The 18311-nt window shown below is 72.6% G+C and carries 16 protein-coding genes; 5 read left to right on the top strand and 11 right to left on the bottom strand.

Features of this window, described 5'->3' with window-relative positions; translation table 11 throughout:
• Window positions 1-9: 9 nt before the first annotated feature.
• Window positions 10-732: a hypothetical protein gene (locus ACFY3I_RS15850; protein WP_390861030.1), complete on the top strand. Its 723-nt coding sequence runs from the start codon at window positions 10-12 to the stop codon at window positions 730-732.
• Between the two features lie 100 nt (window positions 733-832).
• Entirely contained in the window at window positions 833-1345 is a 513-nt protein-coding gene (locus ACFY3I_RS15845; protein WP_390861029.1) for a DUF302 domain-containing protein, read from the top strand.
• Window positions 1346-1424: 79 nt separating this feature from the next.
• Here the strand turns inward: ACFY3I_RS15845 and ACFY3I_RS15840 are convergent, their stop codons facing one another.
• Window positions 1425-2030: a CGNR zinc finger domain-containing protein gene (locus tag ACFY3I_RS15840; RefSeq protein ID WP_390861028.1), complete on the bottom strand. Its 606-nt coding sequence runs from the start codon at window positions 2028-2030 to the stop codon at window positions 1425-1427.
• A 460-nt stretch (window positions 2031-2490) separates the two neighbouring features.
• Here ACFY3I_RS15840 and ACFY3I_RS15835 point away from each other — a divergent pair, with 460 nt between their 5' ends.
• Window positions 2491-3711: a hypothetical protein gene (locus ACFY3I_RS15835; RefSeq protein ID WP_390861027.1), complete on the top strand. Its 1221-nt coding sequence runs from the start codon at window positions 2491-2493 to the stop codon at window positions 3709-3711.
• Between the two features lie 151 nt (window positions 3712-3862).
• Complete coding sequence (locus ACFY3I_RS15830) at window positions 3863-4852, top strand: alpha/beta fold hydrolase (protein ID WP_390861026.1); 990 nt, start codon at window positions 3863-3865, stop codon at window positions 4850-4852.
• 64 nt (window positions 4853-4916) lie between these two features.
• Here the strand turns inward: ACFY3I_RS15830 and ACFY3I_RS15825 are convergent, their stop codons facing one another.
• The 9 genes from ACFY3I_RS15825 to ACFY3I_RS15785 all read right to left on the bottom strand — a co-directional run bounded on the left by ACFY3I_RS15825 (window position 4917) and on the right by ACFY3I_RS15785 (window position 16045).
• Window positions 4917-5756: an ABC transporter permease gene (locus tag ACFY3I_RS15825; protein WP_390861025.1), complete on the bottom strand. Its 840-nt coding sequence runs from the start codon at window positions 5754-5756 to the stop codon at window positions 4917-4919.
• A complete protein-coding gene (locus ACFY3I_RS15820; protein WP_390861359.1) occupies window positions 5753-6700 on the bottom strand; it encodes an ATP-binding cassette domain-containing protein in 948 nt (315 codons plus the stop codon). The genes ACFY3I_RS15825 and ACFY3I_RS15820 overlap by 4 nt, the downstream gene beginning before the upstream one ends.
• A 155-nt stretch (window positions 6701-6855) precedes the next feature.
• A complete protein-coding gene (locus tag ACFY3I_RS15815; RefSeq protein WP_390861024.1) occupies window positions 6856-9252 on the bottom strand; it encodes a glycoside hydrolase family 65 protein in 2397 nt (798 codons plus the stop codon).
• Window positions 9253-9537: 285 nt separating this feature from the next.
• Entirely contained in the window at window positions 9538-10326 is a 789-nt protein-coding gene (locus ACFY3I_RS15810; protein ID WP_390861023.1) for a hypothetical protein, read from the bottom strand.
• A 194-nt stretch (window positions 10327-10520) separates the two neighbouring features.
• Window positions 10521-12644: an MMPL family transporter gene (locus ACFY3I_RS15805; RefSeq protein ID WP_390861022.1), complete on the bottom strand. Its 2124-nt coding sequence runs from the start codon at window positions 12642-12644 to the stop codon at window positions 10521-10523.
• A gap of 158 nt (window positions 12645-12802) precedes the next feature.
• A complete protein-coding gene (locus ACFY3I_RS15800) occupies window positions 12803-13207 on the bottom strand; it encodes a MarR family winged helix-turn-helix transcriptional regulator (RefSeq protein ID WP_390861358.1) in 405 nt (134 codons plus the stop codon).
• Window positions 13208-13378: 171 nt separating this feature from the next.
• Window positions 13379-14146, bottom strand: a complete 768-nt coding sequence (locus ACFY3I_RS15795; RefSeq protein WP_390861021.1) for a DUF4142 domain-containing protein — start codon at window positions 14144-14146, stop codon at window positions 13379-13381.
• A 273-nt stretch (window positions 14147-14419) separates the two neighbouring features.
• Complete coding sequence (locus ACFY3I_RS15790; RefSeq protein WP_390861020.1) at window positions 14420-15340, bottom strand: NADP-dependent oxidoreductase; 921 nt, start codon at window positions 15338-15340, stop codon at window positions 14420-14422.
• Window positions 15341-15406: 66 nt separating this feature from the next.
• Window positions 15407-16045: an HD domain-containing protein gene (locus ACFY3I_RS15785; RefSeq protein WP_390861019.1), complete on the bottom strand. Its 639-nt coding sequence runs from the start codon at window positions 16043-16045 to the stop codon at window positions 15407-15409.
• A 133-nt stretch (window positions 16046-16178) separates the two neighbouring features.
• Between ACFY3I_RS15785 and ACFY3I_RS15780 the strand changes: the two genes are divergently transcribed.
• Entirely contained in the window at window positions 16179-17147 is a 969-nt protein-coding gene (locus ACFY3I_RS15780; protein WP_390861018.1) for a GlxA family transcriptional regulator, read from the top strand.
• A 283-nt stretch (window positions 17148-17430) separates the two neighbouring features.
• On the opposite strand, the gene ACFY3I_RS15775 is transcribed toward ACFY3I_RS15780, so the two are convergent.
• Window positions 17431-18237 carry an IclR family transcriptional regulator gene (locus ACFY3I_RS15775; RefSeq protein WP_390861017.1) on the bottom strand — a complete coding sequence of 269 codons (807 nt, stop codon included), beginning with the start codon at window positions 18235-18237 and terminating at the stop codon, window positions 17431-17433.
• Between the last annotated feature and the right edge of the window lie 74 nt (window positions 18238-18311).

Here is an 18311-nt window from a genome sequence, read left to right as displayed (position 1 = left end):
GGAGGGACCATGACCGATCTGCTCTCAGAGGTTCTCGAGGCCCATGGCGGAACAGAGCGGTGGAACCGGTTCACGACCGTCACGGCCACCATCGTCAGCGGCGGGGAGCTCTTCGTGGCGAAGGGCCTGCCACAGGACCCGCAGCCGCGCCGGATGACGGTCGCCACGCACCGGGAGCACGCCTCGGTGGAGCCCTTCGGAGCCCCTGACCAGCACTCCGACTTCACCGCCGGCCGCGTCGCGATCGAGCGCTCCGACGGCACCGTCGTGGCCGAACGCCTCGACCCGCGGCGGGCTTTCACGGGACACGTGCTGGAGACCCCCTGGGATCCGCTGGACCGCGCCTACTTCAACGGCTACGCCCTGTGGACGTACCTGACCACGCCCTTCTTCGCGATCATGAAAGGCATGACCGTGGAGGAGGCGGAACCCTGGAACGAGTCGCCGACCGAGCGGTGGCGCCGGCTGCGGGTCACCTTCCCGGACGACATCGCGAGCCACAGCACCGTCCAGGACTTCTACTTCGGCGACGACAACCTGCTCAGGCGCCACGACTACCACGTGGACATCGCCGGGGGCTTCGCGGCCGCCCAGTACGTCCACGACATCGACGAAGCGGACGGCATCAAGTTCCCCACCAGGCGGCGGGCGTACCTGCGCCGGCCCGACGGACACCCCGACCGTGACCGTGTCATGGTCGGCATCGACCTGAGCGACGTTCACTACTTCTGACGTCCGGCCGCGAACGCTCGGGCCGGGGCGCCCGCGGCCGGACCGACGACACCAAGGCCGGCCGGCCGGAGCGCCGGCCCCGAGACGGACAGGCATCGCCATGACCCTGCACACCGATGTCGTCGACCACCCCTCCCGGCGGATCGTCGCGGCCCTTCCCCGCCCCTACGAGGAGGCCCGGGAGCAGTACGAGTCCCTCGTCCCGGAGGTCGACATCGCCCGCTTCCGGCAAGCGGCCTCCTGGCCGCAGGCACTCGAAGTGGCCGCGGTCAACGCCCCGCACGGCTTCATGCGCTACTACCGCAGCGACGTCCCGGACATCATGGCCGGGTCGGGGACGTACTGGGCGGCCACCCAGTACCTGATGGGCAACCACACCATCGCCCAGCGCATGTACCGACACGATCCGTCGGCCATGCTCCACGCCCCGCTGCGCACCCTGCTCTACCAGGACCAGGACGGGGTGACCAAGCTGGCCGTGGACCAGCCGAGCCTGCTGTTCGCCAGCTACGGCAACCCGGACATCGCCGAGGTCGGCCGTGAACTCGACTCGCTCCTGGCCCGGTTGCTCGAACTGCTCGACGGTGGCGTGCCCCCGCAGCTGACACCGTGAGCGGACGGGCCGCGGCGGCAGCCGGCGACGACGCCGTCCGGCACCTCCCGTACGAACGCCGGGTAGGCGCACGGAGCCGTCAGACCTGGTCGGCGCCCGCCCGCTTGCGTGCCCGGTAGTTGCGCAGGTTGGCCGCGTTGCCGCAGACGTGGACGTCGTGCCAGACACCGCTGTTGTTCCGCGAGCGGTCGTAGAAGGCGGTCAGGCAGCGGGTGTTCCGGCAGGTCTTCAGACGGCGCAGCGTGTCGGTGCACTGGGCCTGGTAGATCTCCATGAGGGCGAGCGACGCGGCCTGCCGCCATCCCGTGCCGCGGGGCTCGGCGTGGACGTTCCCGTGCCCGTCGAGCCGCAGTGCCGCCGGCAGTGTCATCAGTGAGGCCGCCGGGCCGGGCTCCGGTGCCGGGCCGCCCTGCCGGACGTGGAGGCTCTCGGCCAGGTCGTGCCGGAAGTCGTGGAGTCCCCGCACGTCCTCGGCGGTCAGTTCGACGGCCGGCGCGGGGCGCCCGGTCGCCTCGCTCCAGCTCCGCAACGCCTGGTCGAGCCAGGCGCGGGCGTCCTCGGCCGACTGGAGCAGGTCGGGCTCGCGCGGCTTCCCGGCGGACAGGGTGTTGAGCAGGTCCTGTACGAAGGCCAGCCCGCCCGGGGCCGGCTCGACGCCGTATCGGGCTGTCGCGGTCCAGGACATTCCGAGACCTCCATCGATCACGATGACTACAGCCATGTAGACATACCCATAGAGTATTCACTTATTACATCACGAAGTGTACCTCCCGCGCCCCAACCCCGCCATCTCCGCCCCGACCTCACCCACGAGGTGGCGAAGAACTCGGACGCCAGGAGCGGCCGCACCCGGGGCCGCCACGAACAAGACACTAAAATGACACAGTCATAAGGAATACACCTCTGTCGCTCAAGCATTGCACCTGAGGAAAGGCGCACCGCACTGCCCGACGGAGGTCCGACGATGATCATCGATGCTGCCGAGCTCGATGCCGCACACGCGTACAAACCGCTCGAGGGCCGCTGACCGGCCCGGACCCGCCCGGGTCCGCCAGGCGCGATCCGCGCCGACCGGTCGTCCCCTTCTCTTTTCCTTTTCCCCTCGGACCCGCCAGCGGTCACCACCAGTCATGGAGAACCCCGGAGTGCATCCCCAGCCCCGCCCCCCGCAGCACAAGCGCCGCTATCCCGTGCGCGTGTGGCTACAGCCGTTCCTGATCGGCCTGGTCATCGTCTCGGCGTTCGTCACCTGCTACATAGGGCTCACACGCGATCCCCAGCCGCACCGGATCCCGGTGGCGGTCACGGGTGAGAAGCTGGCGGACAGGGTCCAGCAGGCCCTGGGCGACTCGATCGACGTGCGGCGGGGCGACACAGCCGCCGAGGCGCGCGACGCGCTGCTGCACCGCGACGTGGTGGCCGTGCTCGGCACCGGTGCCCACCACAAGGACCTCAAGCTCGACATCGCGAGTGCCAACGGCCTCTCCACGACCAGTGCGGTCACCAAGCTCGCCACGGCCTACGCGCACGGCGCCGGCCGGCACATCACCGTCTCCGACGTCGTGCCGCTCGAACAGTACGACGCCCGCGGTCTGGCCGGTTTCTACGTCTCCTTCGGAGTGACGCTCTCCGGTTTCGCCCTCGCCCAGAACGTCGTGGGCCTCAGCAACCTGCTGCACCTGCGGCACCGGTTCACCCTGATGACCGCCTTCGCCGCCGCGTCGGGCCTCGTCGCCGCCGCCATCGCGGGCCCCATCCTCGGTGCCGTGCCGGCACCGTATCTCCCACTGGCGTTCGTGCTGGCGCTGCTGGCCGCCGCCGCGGCCTTCACCACGAAGATGCTGGCCACCTACATCGGCCCGCTGGGCATCCCGGTCGCCACCCTGCTGCTGCTGACGGTGGGCAACTCCACCAGCGGCGCGACGATCGGCATCAACCTCATGCCCAGCGGGGCCCGGGTGCTCTCGGAGCTGCTGCCACCCGGTGCCGCGGTGCGCGCCGTCGCCGACCTCAGCTACTTCCAGGGCTCCCACGTCCTCGCTCCGCTGGCGACTCTCGTCCTGTGGGCGGCGGGTTCCGCCGTGCTGCTGACCTTCCGCGCCTCCGGACCGGGCCGGCCGGCCTCCGCCCCTTCCGAGCCCCGCACCGTTCCGGAGCCGGCCCCGACCCCGGCCCCGACCCCGGCTCCGCACGGATCCAATGACGACCTGCCCGCGGCACACCAGGCCGGCACCGAAGCCGCGCCCACGGCCCGGTGGCCGCAGAGCGACGCGGACCTCTTCGCGCCGGCCGACGGGACCACCCGGCACCCGGCGTTCCCCGTGCCGCAGGAGGCGCCCCAGGCCATCGCCGAGAGCACGGCCTGAACCCGTCGACCCGAAGGCCCTGTGGCACAGCATCGACGCGCTCCTCGGCCCGCCCGCCCCGAGGGAGCGCGGAAGCTGGTGGGGAGGCGGACAGTCGCCGGAACGCGGAAGGTCGTAGGGAGTGAGGTCGTAGGGGTCGTAGGGAGGTCGTATGTCCGACACGATCCGGCACCGGTACGTCACCGTGAACGGCGTCCGGCTGCACGTGGCCGAGCAGGGGCGGGGGCCGCTGGTCCTGCTCCTGCACGGGTTCCCGGAGAGCTGGTACTCCTGGCGGCACCAGATCGGCGCCCTGTCCGCGGCCGGCTACCGGGTCGTCGCCCCCGACCAGCGGGGTTACGCGCGCAGTGAGCAGCCGGCCGCCGTCGAGTCGTACACGCTGCTCCATCTGGCCGGCGATGTGATCGCACTGATCACGGCGCTCGACGAGGAGGACGCGGTGCTCGTCGGCCACGACTGGGGCGCGCCGGTCGCCTGGGTGACGGCCATGCTGCGCCCCGACATGGTGCGGGCCGTGGCCGGACTGAGCGTCCCACCGGTGCTGCCCGGCGGGATGACTCCGCCGTCGGTCACGCGGGAGAGGTACGGCGACGGCTTCTACCAGGTCGGATTCCAGGAGCCCGGGATCGCCGACGCGGCGCTGGCACGCGATCCGGCGGCCACGTTCCGCCGGCTGCTCTTCGGCGCCTCGGGCGACAGCCCCACCACGGTCCGGCCGGGCCCGTGGATCGTCCCCGACGGCGGCACCCTGCTGGACCTGATGCCGGAGCCCGAACGGTTGCCCGACTGGCTCACCGCGGACGACATCGACGCCTTCGTGACCGACTACGCCGGACACGGCGCGCGGGCCTTCACCGGCGGGCTCGACTGGTACCGCAACATCGAACGCGACTGGGAGCTGCTCGCCGCCTTCCGCGGCCGGCGGATCACGGTTCCGGCCCTGTACATCGGCGGGGACCGCGACATGGTCCTCGGCCTGCGCGGCGCCGAGGCCACCCTGGCCCTCGTGGAACAGGCGGCACCGCTGCTGCGACGCGGGGTGATCCTTCCCGGCTGCGGGCACTGGACCCAGCAGGAACGGCCTGACGAGGTCGGCCGGGAGCTCCTGGACTTCCTGGCCGGGCTGTCCGGTACGCACTGAGGCCCGGACCTCCGTCGCCGCGTCCGGGGAGGTCGCCCGCCCCTGGCGCCGCCCGCGCGGTCCGTCACACGTCGCTGCGGGCGAGGCGGTACGCCGCCGCCGTCAGGACCAGCGCCGTCCAGCCGAGGAAGACCAGCAGGCCCGCGCCGGGAGACAGCGTGGTGCCGTCGTGGGTGAGGGCGAACATCGATTCGCCCGCGTTGCTCGGCAGGTAGGGGCTGATGCCGTCCTGCCAGGAGCCGGGCAGCAGCGAGATCAGCCCCGGGACCAGCATCAGAGCGGCCACCAGCACCGCGATGCCGCCCGCCACCGACCGCAGCAGTGCGCCCAGGGCGGTGCCGATCACCCCGACCAGCCCGAGGTAGAGCCCCGCGCCCAGCAGACTGCGGACGACTCCCGCGTGCCCGAAACCCGTCGCCGCGGGGGTGCCGGCGACGATGCCACTGCCGGCCCCGAAGGCGGCGAACGCCCCGAGGGTGCCGACGACCAGCGCCACCAGTCCGAACACGGCCGCCTTGGACCAGAGCACGGGCAGCCGGCGCGGTACGGCCGCCATGGTGGAACGGATCATGCCGGTGGAGTACTCCCCCGCCGTCACCAGCACCCCGAGCACGCCGAGGGCGAGCTGCGCGAAGTTGGTGCCGAACAGGCACAGGCGCACGTCCGTGGACCGCGCGAAGTCCCCGCCCAGATGGCCGGAGCCGTACCCGGACCTGTAACGGCCGCAGGCGATCAGCCCGAAGGCGACCAGGAAGAGCAGGCCCAGGCCCAGCGTGATCCACGTGGACCGCAACGACCAGAGCTTGGCCCACTCCGAGGCCAGCACGCGCCGTCCGGTCACCCGGTAGGCGGGACGCGTGGAAGCGGCCGGAGCCGTCTCGACGGGCGCGGTCAGGGCGCTCATGCCACCCTCCCGCCGGCTGCCGCGGCCTCGACGCCCGCCGTGGTCCCCTGGTACTCCACGGCGTCCCTGGTCAGGTTCATGAACGCCTCCTCCAACGACACCGCCCGCGCGGACAGTTCGTACAGCGCGATCCCGTGTTCCGCCGCCGCGAGACCGACCTCCCGGGCGCTGAGCCCGGTCACCTGAAGCTCTTCCGAACCTGCCCGGCCCGCGATGTCGACCCCCGGGCCGGCCAGCACCTCCCGCAGCCGCGCCGGGTCCTCGGTGGCCACCTTCACCGTGTCCCCGCCCGAGGCACGCACCAGATCCGCCACCGTGGTGTCGGCCAGCAGCCGGCCGCGGCCCACGATGACGAGGTGGTCCGCGACCAGTGCCATCTCACTCATCAGATGAGAGGACACGAACACGGTCCGCCCCTCCCCGGCGAGCGTCTTGAGCAGGTTGCGGATCCAGAGCACGCCCTCCGGATCGAGCCCGTTGACCGGCTCGTCCAGCATCACCGTCCGCGGATCGCCCAGCAGGGCCGCCGCGATGCCCAGCCGCTGGCCCATGCCGAGCGAGAAGGCCCCGGCCCGCTTCCTCGCCACGCTCCCCAGCCCCGCCATCTCGATCACCTCGCCGACCCGCCGGGCGGGAATCCCGTGCGTCAACGCGAGCGCCCGCAGGTGGTTGTGGGCGGACCGGCCGGGATGGATCGACCTGGCCTCCAGGAGCGCCCCCACCTCCTGCAACGGCGCCCGATGCCGGGCGTAGCGGTGCCCGTTCACCATGACGGAGCCGCGGGAGGGGGCGTCCAGTCCGACGATCATCCGCATCGTCGTCGACTTCCCCGCGCCGTTGGGTCCCAGGAAGCCCGTCACCGTACCCGGCTTCACGGTGAAGTCCAGCCCGTCCACCGCCGTCTTCTCGCCGTACCTCTTCGTCAGCTGCTGTGCCTCGATCACGCGCGCCTCTTCCTGCCGGAACCGGCGCCCGCCCGTCACCTCCGGCGCCTCACCCACCACGCTAGGGTCCAAAGCACCACAAACCGGCGGTAATGCCGGCTGACCCGCGCGTGTCGGGGTCGTCCGCACGGCCGGGGCGGGTGCGGATGCCGAGGTCAGTCCGGTGTCTCCTCCCGGGGGTCCTCGTCGTTCCGCATGCCCTCCGGGCGGCGGCCCCGCGGCTGCTGGGGCTCGGGGTGGACGGGCGCGGGCGGCACGGGCAGGTCCACCGGCTCGTCGAGGGTCACGGTCAACGGCTCCCCGAAGTGGAGCACGGTGAGCGGATCGCCTTCGGCCAGTCGGTAGCGCACATGGGTCCGCCCGACGTCGACCTTCAGGCGCTGCCCGCGCGTCTGCACGGTGAAGGCCACCCGGGACAGTGCTTCGGGCAGGCGCGGGGCGAACCCGAGCAGGCCCTGCCGCCCGTGCTTGTCGAGGTGGCGCCGCATGCCGCCGAAGCCGCAGACCAGGGCGAGCCAGGTTCCCGCGAGGGAGGCGATGTGCAGCCCGTCCCGGGTGTTGTGCTCCAGGTCGTCGAGGTCCATCAGCGCGGCTTCGGTGAGGTAGGCGTAGGCCAGCCGCAGGTGCCCCGTCTCGGCCGCGAGCACGGCCTGGCAACAGGCCGACAGGGAGGAGTCCCGGACGGTCAGCGCCTCGTAGTAGGCGAAGTTGCGTACCTTGTCCTCGTCGCTGAAGGCGTACGGGCACTCGATCATCGCCAGTACCACGTCCGCCTGCTTGACCACCTGCTTGCGGTACAGGTCGAAGTACGGGTAGTGCAGGAGGAGCGGGTAGTTCTCGGGCGGGGTGGCGTCGAAGTCCCAGCGCTGGAAGCCGGTGAATCCGGCCGACTGCTCGTGGACGCCGAGGGTCGCGTTGTAGGGCATCGCCATGCGGGCCGCGGCCTCGCGCCAGCCGGCGGTCTCCTCGTCGTCGACACCGAGTTCCTCGGCCCGCTCCGGGTAACGCCCCGCCACGTCCGCGGCGGCCACCAGGTTCTGGCGGGCCATCAGGTTGGTGTAGAGGTTGTCGCGCGCGATCGCGCTGTACTCGTCGGGTCCGGTGACCCCGTCGATGTGGAAGACGCCGTCGGCGTCGTGATGGCCGAGGCGACGCCACAGCCGGGCGGTGTCGACCAGGAGGTCGAGGCACTCCTCCCGCTCGAAGTCCTCGTCCCCGGTCACCAGGACGTAGCGGGCGGCGGCCATGGCGATGTCGGCGTTGATGTGGAAGGCCGCCGTCCCGGCCGGCCAGTAGGCCGACGACTCGGAGCCGTCGATCGTCCGCCACGGGAACATCGCCCCGGCGAGGTTCAGCTCACGGGCCCGCTCGCGGGCGGCGGGCAGCATCTTGTGCCGCCAGCGCAGTGCCGAGGCGACGGCTTCCGGAGCGGTGAACGTCAGGAGCGGAAGCACGTAGGACTCGGTGTCCCAGAAGGAGTGCCCGTCGTACCCGGTCCCGGTCAGCCCCTTGGCGGGAATCGCCCGGTTCTCGCCGCGGGCGGCCGCCTGGAGCACGTGGAACAGCGCGAACCGCACCGCCTGCTGGATCTGCGCGTCGCCCTCCACCTCCACGTCCGCGCCGGCCCAGAACTCGTCGAGATACGCCCGCTGTCCCGCCACCAGCCCGTCCCAGCCGGCGCTGACGGCGGCCGCCACCGCTCCGTCCACCTGGTCGTGCACGGCCGACAGCGAACGCTCCGCGGACCAGCCGTAGGCCACGAACTTGAACAGCCGCAGCGGCTGCCCGGGCACCAGGTCCGCCGTCACCGTCAGACGGCTGACGTCGGGCTCGCTCTGCGCCGTCCAGCAGGTGCTCTCCGGCCCCTCGACCAGATGGTCGGCGGCCGCTCCCACCCGCAGCGCGCTGCGGTCGGTGCAGTGCACCAGTCTCAGCCGGGTGCCCTCCGCGAAGCTGTCCTCCGACGTGAGCGGGGACTCGATGGCCGCCGCGACGCGCGGATCGCCCACCAGACTGGGCAGTTGCTCGTTCGCGACCAGCTCGGACTGCACGGCCACGGTGGCGGGTCCGTCGACGGGTTCGACCTCGTACACGATGGCGGCGACCGCCCGCTGGGTGAAGGAGACCAGCCGCCGGGAGGTGATCCGGACCGTGCGGCCGCCGGGCGAGGTCCACTTCGCCGTACGGCTGAGCACACCGGTGCGGAAGTCCAGCACCCGCTCGTGCTCCACCAGCCGGCCGTAGCGCAGGTCGTACGGGTGATCGTCGACCAGCAGCCGGACGATCTTGCCGTCGGTGACGTTGATCATCGTCTGGCCGGACTCGGGATACCCGTAGCCGGCCTCCGCGTAGGGCAGCGGATGCCGCTCGAACACGCCGTTGAGGTAGGCGCCGGGCAGTCCGTGGGGTTCGCCCTCGTCCAGGTTTCCGCGCCATCCGATGTGTCCGTTGGACAGCGCGAACACCGACTCGCTCTGGGCCAGCAGGTCCAGGTCGAGCTCGCTCTCCCGCAGGCACCAGGGTTCCACCGTGAAACTGGGATGAGTGATCACCGCGACTCCGCAATCTCGGTCGGACCGCGGCTCCTGCGCGCACCCGGTCCGCTCAGGCATGCAGGCGTCGTGGTCGTCCACCACCTCGAAGGGCACAACGTCAGTCGCCTCGCCTGTCACGTGTCCGCGGAGACATGCGTGGCACTCCCGCTCCGGGTGAGTACGGCGTCGAGGCTAGGCGGTGCCCCCCGTCGGCGGCCCGCACGCACGGCCCGGCACGCCAGAAGGCACCCGCTCGGTGGAGGCGGGCGGCACGGCGTCCGGCCGCCCCGGCGGGTGCCCCGCTCAGCCGGCCCGGCGGATCCTGACCCCGTCGGCCTCGAAGTCGTAGACGGCGCGGTTGATCCGCAGGCCGTCGACGGCGCCGACCCACATGTGGTCGCGGCCCTTGGTCACCGCGGCGGTGTACACGGTCGGCCGGGCACCGCCGTCGTCCAGGACCCTCTTCAGGTGCTCGAAGGTGCACCGGGTGGCCAGGTTGCACCCCGTCACGCCGCCCGCGCTCCCGGTGAGGTACCACCTGCCGGTCGCGGTGGCGTCCAGGTAGGGGCTCCACTGGTTCACGGCGGGGGCGGCGTCCGGCGCCCACACCAGGGACGAGTAGGTGGTGGCGGGAGCGGCGGCGAGGTTGGGGTTGATCTCGAACGTGATGTTCGGCAGGTTCTCCGGACCGCCGTACGAGACGTTCTCGCCGGTCTGGAAGACGTGGAACCCGACCCGGTCCAGCCCCAGTACCGGCTCCCCGTAGAAGTCGAGCTCGTTCCCGAAGGCCGCTCTCTCGGCGGGTGGCGTGAGGGAGGTGGAGTTGTCCGCCACCTCGATCCCGAGGCTTCCCGCTCCGAAGGGCGGGTTCGCTTCCGAGCCCTGGACTCCGAAGGAGGCGAACGGACCGCTCCGCAGGGCGATGACGGGGGAGCCGATGGTGTTGCGGGTGATGACGCCCCAGTGGTCGGAGAACCCCGGCTTCTCAGCAGAAGGGGTGGACGCCGATCCGGGGACGGCGGAGGCGGCCACCGCCACCAGTGCCGTCACTCCGAGCGCCACTTTCCGCTTCATGCCGAAACGAGCGTTCACGCTCGCTCCTCTCGTGGTCGGTACGAGCGCGGGACGGCCAGGGAGCCGCCCCGTGCACAACGCCGCCACGCTAAGGATTCACCCGGGCGGAATCGCCCGCGACGCAACTGTGTTATTGGACGCTTAATCCCTATGGTGGAGCAGCATTGGTCTCTTCGTGCCCCGGGCAGCCGGCGAACGGTGGCCGGTGGCCGTCAGGCCACGCGGGACGCGCTCCGTTCCGGTGCGCCGGGCGCCGTCGCGCGGCCGGCCCCGAGCCGGCCCGGCCACCAGGCCACCTCCCCGAGGTCCCGGACGAGCGCGGGCACCAGCAGCGACCGCACCACCAGGGTGTCCAGGAGGACTCCGAAGGCGACGATGAACGCGATCTGCACCAGGAAGGTCAGCGGAATCACCGCGAGCGCGGCGAAGGTCGCCGCCAGCACCACGCCGGCCGACGTGATCACACCGCCGGTGCCGACCAACCCGCGCAGCACGCCCGCGCGCACGCCGTGCCGCAGGGACTCCTCCCGGACGCGCGACATGAGGAAGATGTTGTAGTCGACGCCGAGCGCCACCAGGAACACGAAGCCGTACAGCGGCACCGAGGGATCGGTGCCGGTGAAGCCGAGGACGTGCCGGAAGACGAGCGACGAGACCCCCAGTGTGGCCAGGAAGTTGAGGCCCACGCTGGCCACCAGCAGCGCGGGGGTCAGCAGCGAGCGCAGCAGCACGGTCAGGATCACGAAGATGATCGCCAGTACGACCGGCACGATCACCGCGCGGTCGTGCACGGCGGTGCGCTCGGTGTCGTAGCGCTGTGCGGTGTAGCCGCCGACCCGCGCGTCCGCGCCGGGCAGCGCGTGCAGGGCGGTACGCAACCGGGCGACGCCGTTCTCGGCGGCGTCGCTGTCGGCGGCGGCGTCGAGGGTGACGTCGATGCGGGCCCGGCCGCCGACGACCAGCGGCTCGCCGCCGGGGCGTCCGCCCTCGCCGACCGCGGCCGCCGAGGCCACACCGTCCGTGGCGCGGACGGTGGCCAGTACCCGGTCGAGCCGGTCGGCCGCGGCGATCACGACGGTCGGGTTGCCGGAGCCGCCCGGGAAGTGCCGGGTCAGGGTCCGCTGGGCGGCGACCGACGGCGCGTCGTCGACGAAGGTCTCGTCCAGGGCGACCCCCTTGGAGGCCAGGGTCGGGGCGAACGCGGCACACAGCAGCAGTCCGGCCAGCGAGACCGCCCACACCTTGCGGGGAGCCCGGTCCACGAGCGCGGCGACGCGCGGCCACACGCCGTGGCCGCCCGGCTTGTCGGTGGTGGTGGGGCGCGGCGCGGCCGGCCAGTAGGCGGCCCGGCCCAGCAGGACGAGTACGGCGGGCAGGAAGGTGAGCGCGGAGACGGCGGCGCAGACGATGCCGATGGCGGCGACGGGTCCGAGCGCCCGGTTGTTGGTGAGGTCGCTGAGGAGCAGGGCCAGGAGACCGAGCGCGACCGTCGCCGCGCTGGCGACGACCGCCGCCCAGGAGCGGCGCAGTGCGGCCCGGGCGGCGGCGAACCGGTCGCCGTGGCCGCCGAGTTCCTCCCGGAACCGGGCCGTGATCAGCAGGGCGTAGTCGGTGGCCGCGCCGATGACGAGGATCGAGAGGATGCCCTGGACCTGTCCGTCCACCCGGACCAGGCCGTGGTCCGCGAGCACGTACACGATCGCGGAGGCCAGCCCCAGGGCGAACACGGCGCCGAGGATGATGACGAACGGCAGCAGGACGCTGCGGTAGACGAGAAGCAGGATCACCAGGACCGTCGCGAGGGCGACGGCGAGCAGCAGTCCGTCGATGCCGGCGAAGGCGTCGGCCAGGTCTTCCTGGGAGGCGGCGGGCCCGGCCAGCCGGACCGTGGCGCCGGGGACGCGCTGCGCCGCCGCGCGGACCCTGTCGAGGGCGTCCGGCAGCCGGTCGCCGAGGTCCGGCCGGAGTTGCACCACCCCTTCGAGGGCCGCGCCGTCCCTGGAGAGCAGGGCGGGCGACGCCCGCCCGACGAGGCCGGGCGCGCCGCTGAGGGAGGCGAGCGCGCGGGTGGCGGCCGCCTGCCGGTCCCGTACCGGTCCGCCGCCCTCGGCGGTCCAGAGGACGATCGCGGGCAGGGTCTCCTCCTGCCTGAAGTTCCGCTGGGCGCCCGCGACCTCGGTGGACTCGGCGCTGCGCGGCAGGAACGCGGCCTGGTCGTTGGTGGCCACTTCGCCGAGCCGTCCGGCGTACGGGCCGAGGGTCCCGCCGACGCCGAGCCAGACGACCAGGAGCAGGAGGGGCGCGAGCAGGCGGGCTCGGCGCGGGGTGCGGGGCATGGGACTCCTGACAGCACGAAGGCGGGCATTGAATCTCGATGATAAACAATCTTGATGATTGAGATATATCGAGGCCGATGGATCGCGGGTGGCGCCGTCTCTTCCGCGCGGAAGCCCCCGCCGGATGCACCGGACGGGGACGTCCTTTCTCCCGGCGGTCAGACCTCGGGGGCCCTGACGGCGGCGAGTTCCTCGTTTATGGCGGCCAGGAAGCGCTCGACGACGGCCAGTTCGTCGTCGGTGAAGCCGGCCCGCGCCGCCTGAGCCGCCCGGGCCAGCGGCCGGAAGTACGTGCGCGCCGCGACCCTGGCGTCGGCCACGTAGTGGAGGTGCACCACCCGGCGGTCGGCGCTCTCCCGCACCCGGCGGATGTGCCCGGCGCGTTCGAGACGGTCCACGCAGGCGGTGACGGCGCCCGAGGTCAGCCCGAGATGCTCGCGCAGCCGCCCCGGGGTCATCGGCTCGTCGGCGTCCAGGATCGCGGCGAGCGCCTGGACGTCCGTGGCATGCAGGCCCTGGTCGCCCGCGAACCCGTGGACCAGACGGTTGATCTCGCCGTTCATCCGGCGCAACAGGACGGCCAGCGTCCGAAGGTCCGCCCGGTCGTCTGCTGTGCTCACCGGGCCAGCCTATAGAAGCCGCCGGAGCCGCGATCCGCTCCGGCCCGCCGGCCGGCGGGCCGGGGCCACGCCCGCGGCCCGACGGTCAGGGGCGGCGGGTGTCCGCCCGCCGGGTCACCTGCCGGTTCCGGGTACCGCGCCGCCCGCCGGCGCGCCGATCCCGTCGACGTCCACCGGGGTGGACGTGGCGTCCGGCGGCGGGGTGAGGACGATCACCGGCTCGCCGAACGGCGGCGGGGGCGGGGTCAGGTCGGACGAGGGCAGCGTCGGCGCGGCGGTCTGCTTCGCGAGGGTCTGTTCGAAGTCGACCAGACCGGTCCTCTCCATGACCGTGATGTGATCGAGCACGGTGTCGTTGGCCTGGTCGGCGAGGGCGCGTACGAGGGTGTTCTTGGTGGTGGAGCGGATCTTCGCCACCGTGTTGAAGATCGACCCGTGGGTCATCCGCAGGATGTTGGCGAAGTCCGTGTCGAACTGCTCGCCGTTGTCGGCCGTCAGGGTGAACACGAAGCCCTGCTGCTGCGGGCTCGCCTTGTTGGGCAGTGTGATGTTCAGCATCGGCGCGATCTTGCGGCAGGTGACGTCCAGCGCGGAGTGCCCGTCGACCAGGTGCCGGCTCGCGGTGACGACGGCCTTGGACGTGCCCTTCTGCAACCCGAGCTGGCCGACCGGGTACTCCCACAGCCCGGCGGCGCGCACCTTCACGACGAAGTCCCGGTCCGACTCGGTCAGCGGACCCCATGGGGTCTGGGCGATGACGGGGTTGGACGCGGCGGGGGCCGCGCCTGCTCCCCACACACCCGGGCCGAGAAGCGCCGCGAGCGCGAGGCTCACGGCGCCGCCGATGACGAAGGCTCCCGTCACATGCCACGAGAAGCGCACTGGACCTCCTGCAGTCGTAGATCCGTCGGGGGGGACGGGGCTGCCCAGCAGTACGGACGCGGGTCACACGTGACTCACAGCTCGCGGAAAGATTTGAGCTCCCGTGCGCGGGAGGGGGTCGGCGGGATCGGGTACGACCTCACCGCGCCCGGCGGTGAAGCGGTCGCGGGGCGCCGGGCGCTCGCCCCCGTGGTGGCACTCAACGCCCTTGCAGGAAACGGAAGTTGCTCCGCGACCGCGGTCGGGGGAGCCGCGCGGGCGGCCTCGTCGCCGTCAGTCCCCGGCGACCCGGATGACGGTCCTGCCGGGGACGCGCCGTCCTTCGGCGAAGGCCGCGACCGCTTCGGTCAGCGGGCGGACCGCGCCGACCCGGACCTCGAGCCGTCCGTCCCGGACGCGCTGCGCCAGGTCCGCCAGGCGTGCGCGGTCGGGTTCCACCACGAAGAACACCGCCCGCCCGTCCACCGGGCGGACCGTGGGCGGCCGGGCGATGGAGACCAGGGTGCCGCCGGCCCGTACGAGTGCTGCCGAACGGTCGAGCACCTCGCCGCCGATCACGTCGAAGACCACGTCGACCTCGCCCGCGTCGGCCGGGCGGCCGGTGTCGAGATCCACGAAGGCGTGCGCGCCGAGCGCGAGCACGGTGTCCCGGTCCGCGGTGCGGCCGGTGCCGACCACGCGGGTCCCCGCCTCCCGCGCGAGCTGCACCGCGAGCGAGCCCACGCTCCCCGCGGCGCCGTGGACCAGGACGGTCTGGCCGGCCACGATCCGCGCGTGGTCGAACAGGCCCTGCCAGGCGGTCAGACCGGCGACCGGCAGCACGGCCGCCACCGTGTGGTCGACGTCCGCGGGCAGCGGGGCGAGGTTGCGGGCCTCCACGGCCACGTATTCGGCCAGCGAGCCGTCGCGGGCCCAGTCGGTCAGGCCGAAGACACGCTGGCCGACCGTGAGTCCGGTGGTGCCGTAGCCGAGTTCCGCGACGACACCCGAGACCTCGTGCCCGGGCACGCTCGGCGTGCGGTCGCGGCCGGAGCGGTCGGTCCAGGTCGCGGGCCAGGTGAGCTCACCCCGGGTGAATCCCGCGGCGTGCACCCGCACGACGACGTCGTTCTCCGCGGCATGCGGATACGGCTGATCGGTCAGGGTCAGCCCGCTGATTCCGGCGTCGCGGTCCCGGGCGGTGACGGCTCGCATGCGCGTTCTTCCTGTCTGCTCGGCGAAAGGGGGACGGCGGGAGTCGTGGAAGGAGTGCTCCCGGTGTCAGCTCGGCCAGGGCGCGTCCATGACGCGCTCCACCATGGTCGAGCGGCGGAATCCGGGAACGAAGTGTTCCAGGACGTCCGCGTTGATGGTTCCGTAGGTGGTGTCGGGCCGGTTCTTCAGGCCGTCGACGAATGCCTTCAGGAATCCTTTCTTGAATTCCCCGCGAGGATGCGCGGTGACGATCTCGTCCACCCGGTCGGGGCTCAGCCGTTCCAGTCCCCAGCCGAGCGCGTCGGTGAGCACACCGTAGTTCGTGGCGGCCACCTCGGGCCCCATCCGGCCGGGGATCCCGGGTGTCGTGTGCAGGGCGATCGCGGTCCATACGACGTCGGCCGCGCTCGACGAGAATCCGCGGTCGAGCAGGAATGCGCGCGCGTGGTCGGCGCCGTCGAGCTCGAAACGCTGCTCCGTGCCGGAGAACGGCGTCGCGAGCCCGGTGTCGTGGAACATCGCTGAAATGTAGAGCAGCTCGGGATCGGGCCGCAGTCCGAGTGCGCGGGCCTGCAGGGAACCGAGGAGGAAAACCCGCCGGGAGTGGTCGAAGATGAGCGGGCCGGCCGTTTCCCGGAGGAAATCCGTGGCCTCGGTCACTGCCGCCGTCCCGGGAATTTCCACACCCGCGATGGTGTCGGACATGATGTTCTTCCTTTCGACGCGCCCGCAAGGAGCAGGCGATTCCCTCGTTGACCACGATGGCGAACGGGCCGCCCCGCCGCCGCCTTCGTCCGGCCAGGAACCCCTCGAATCGAGACACCTGAGGAACGGGACTGTGAGCTCCAAGACCCATCGCGTCGCGATCCTCGTCTACGACGGGGTGGCACTGCTGGACGTCGCCGGACCGGCCGAGGTGTTCGGCGAGGCGAACCGGCTGGGCACGGACTACCGGATCGCCCTGCTCTCCACGACCGGTGCCGACGTCGTCTCGTCGAACGGGATCCGGACAGCCGTCGACGGCGGTCCCGCCCGTGAGCCGGACCCCGACACGCTGGTGGTGCCGGGCGGAGCCGTGTATCCCCGGACCCCCGTCGCACGGGACCTGATCGAGGCGGCGAGTGGGCTGGCTGGCCGGTCCGGCCGAGTGGCGTCCGTCTGCTCGGGGGCGTTCGTCCTGGCCGCCGCGGGCCTGCTGGACGGGAAGCGCGCGACCACCCACTGGAAGATCGCCCGTGAACTCGCCGACCGTCATCCGGCCGTCCGTGTGGAGCCCGATGCCCTCCACGTACGGGACGGCACCACGTACACCTCTGCGGGCGTCACCGCCGGGATCGATCTGGCACTGGCTCTCGTCGAGGAGGACCACGGTCCCGACCTGAGCCGTGACGTCGCCCGGGCCCTGGTCGTCCACCTGCAGCGCGCGGGCGGACAGTCGCAGTTCTCCGTGCCCCTGCGGACGCCGCCGCCGCGCTCCCCGGCCCTGCGCAGGGTCGTGGACATGGTGACCGCGGACCCCGACGGCGACCACTCCCTCGGGGCGCTCGCCGGACGTCTGTCCCTCAGCCCCCGTCATCTGACGCGGCTGTTCCGGGAGGAGCTGGCCACCACTCCGGCGCGTTACGTCGAGTCGATCCGGTTCGATCTCGCCAAGGCCCTGCTCGACCAGGGGCACACCGCGACGCAGGCCGCGGCACTGGCCGGCTTTCCCGGCTACGAGAGTCTCCGGCGGGTCTTCGCACGGGAGTTGTCGACCACTCCGGCCGCGTACCGGCGCCGCTCGGGCACCGCCGGCCGCACGCCGTGACCTCGGCCCTCGACGCCGTGGCCTCGACGCCGTGACCTCGGACCTCTACGCCGCGACCTCGTCCCCGTGACTTCGACGTCGTGGCCTCGTCGCCGTGTGCCGTTTCGCCGGAGCCGGCCGTCGTGGCGGAAGGCACCGGCACCGGCGGCACCAGCAGCGGCAGCGGCAGCGGCGACCGGAACGGAGCCGGCGCGCTCATCGCCCCGTCGCGGGCCCGTCGGGGTGCTGCTCCCGGAGCGGGTCGGGCCGCCGACCGGGCCGGGGACGCGGTCGTGACGGCCGCTCAGCGCCCCCGCAGGGCCGCGCTGATGGTCCTTCCCGCCTGCTGCGCGACGCCGACGAGCCGCTCCAGGTTCTGCGCGGGACCGGTCACGACGCTCAGGGCCGCCGCCGGCGCGCCGTGCGGGCCGTGGACCGGCACGGCCACACAGCAGATCCCGGCCGCCACGTCCTCCCGGTCGAAGGCGGCGCCCCGCTGCCGGATCGCCTCGGCCTCCCGGTGCCAGGAACCGGGCATCGGGCCCAGCGGGAGCCGCGGATACGCCCCGGCCACCAGCACCTTGCCCGCCGCGGTGAACCACGGCCAGACCCCGCCGTCGAGGGTCCGGCCGAGCGCTCCGGCGTTGGGGCCGGGCGTCCAGTCCAGGACGAGCGTCTGTCCCTCCCGCAGCACGCCGAGCCCCACCGACGCGCCCGTCAGGTGCGCGAGGCGACGGGCCGGCGCGCGGGCGGCCGCGCGCAGACCCGGGTAAGGCTGCCAGCCATGTCCCAGCCGGAAGATCCGCGGTCCCATGCGGTAGCCCCCGCGGCTTCTCTCGACCGCGCCCAGTTCGACCAGCTGCTCCAGGAGCCGGTGCGCGGTCGTCTTGGGCAGCCCGCATTCCGCCGCGAGCCGGGTCAGTCCCGCCTCCTCGATCCGCTCCACCGCTCCCAGCAGGGCGAAGGCGCCCTCCAGCACACTCCGCCCGGCGCCGTCCGGCAGCTGCGGCCGGGGCGGCGGCTGCGGCGGCCGGTCCCGGGCCTGCGGCTCGTACGAGTGGTCCGCCCGTCGCGCCGCCGGTTCCGCCGGGTGGTCCGCCCGTCGCGCCACCGGTTCCGCCGGTCTCGTCGCTGTCGCTCCCCGTTCTCCGTCCACGTTCCTCTCCCCCGGCTACCGCCGGACCG

The organism is Streptomyces sp. NPDC001068 (genome assembly GCF_042897315.1).
Taxonomy (GTDB): domain Bacteria; phylum Actinomycetota; class Actinomycetes; order Streptomycetales; family Streptomycetaceae; genus Streptomyces.
Note: the sequence above shows the minus strand (reverse complement) of the source record. Positions and strands in the feature narration are given on the sequence as shown.

Excerpts from the sequence above, each read along its gene's own strand:
- ACFY3I_RS15850 (WP_390861030.1), top strand. The coding sequence starts at position 10 with ATGACCGATCTGCTCTCAGAGGTTCTCGAGGCCCATGGCGGAACAGAG.
- ACFY3I_RS15845 (WP_390861029.1), top strand. The coding sequence starts at position 833 with ATGACCCTGCACACCGATGTCGTCGACCACCCCTCCCGGCGGATCGTC.
- ACFY3I_RS15840 (WP_390861028.1), bottom strand. The coding sequence starts at position 2,030 with ATGTCCTGGACCGCGACAGCCCGATACGGCGTCGAGCCGGCCCCGGGC.
- ACFY3I_RS15830 (WP_390861026.1), top strand. The coding sequence starts at position 3,863 with ATGTCCGACACGATCCGGCACCGGTACGTCACCGTGAACGGCGTCCGG.
- ACFY3I_RS15825 (WP_390861025.1), bottom strand. The coding sequence starts at position 5,756 with ATGAGCGCCCTGACCGCGCCCGTCGAGACGGCTCCGGCCGCTTCCACG.
- ACFY3I_RS15805 (WP_390861022.1), bottom strand. The coding sequence starts at position 12,644 with ATGCCCCGCACCCCGCGCCGAGCCCGCCTGCTCGCGCCCCTCCTGCTC.
- ACFY3I_RS15800 (WP_390861358.1), bottom strand. The coding sequence starts at position 13,207 with ATGAACGGCGAGATCAACCGTCTGGTCCACGGGTTCGCGGGCGACCAG.
- ACFY3I_RS15790 (WP_390861020.1), bottom strand. The coding sequence starts at position 15,340 with ATGCGAGCCGTCACCGCCCGGGACCGCGACGCCGGAATCAGCGGGCTG.
- ACFY3I_RS15785 (WP_390861019.1), bottom strand. The coding sequence starts at position 16,045 with ATGTCCGACACCATCGCGGGTGTGGAAATTCCCGGGACGGCGGCAGTG.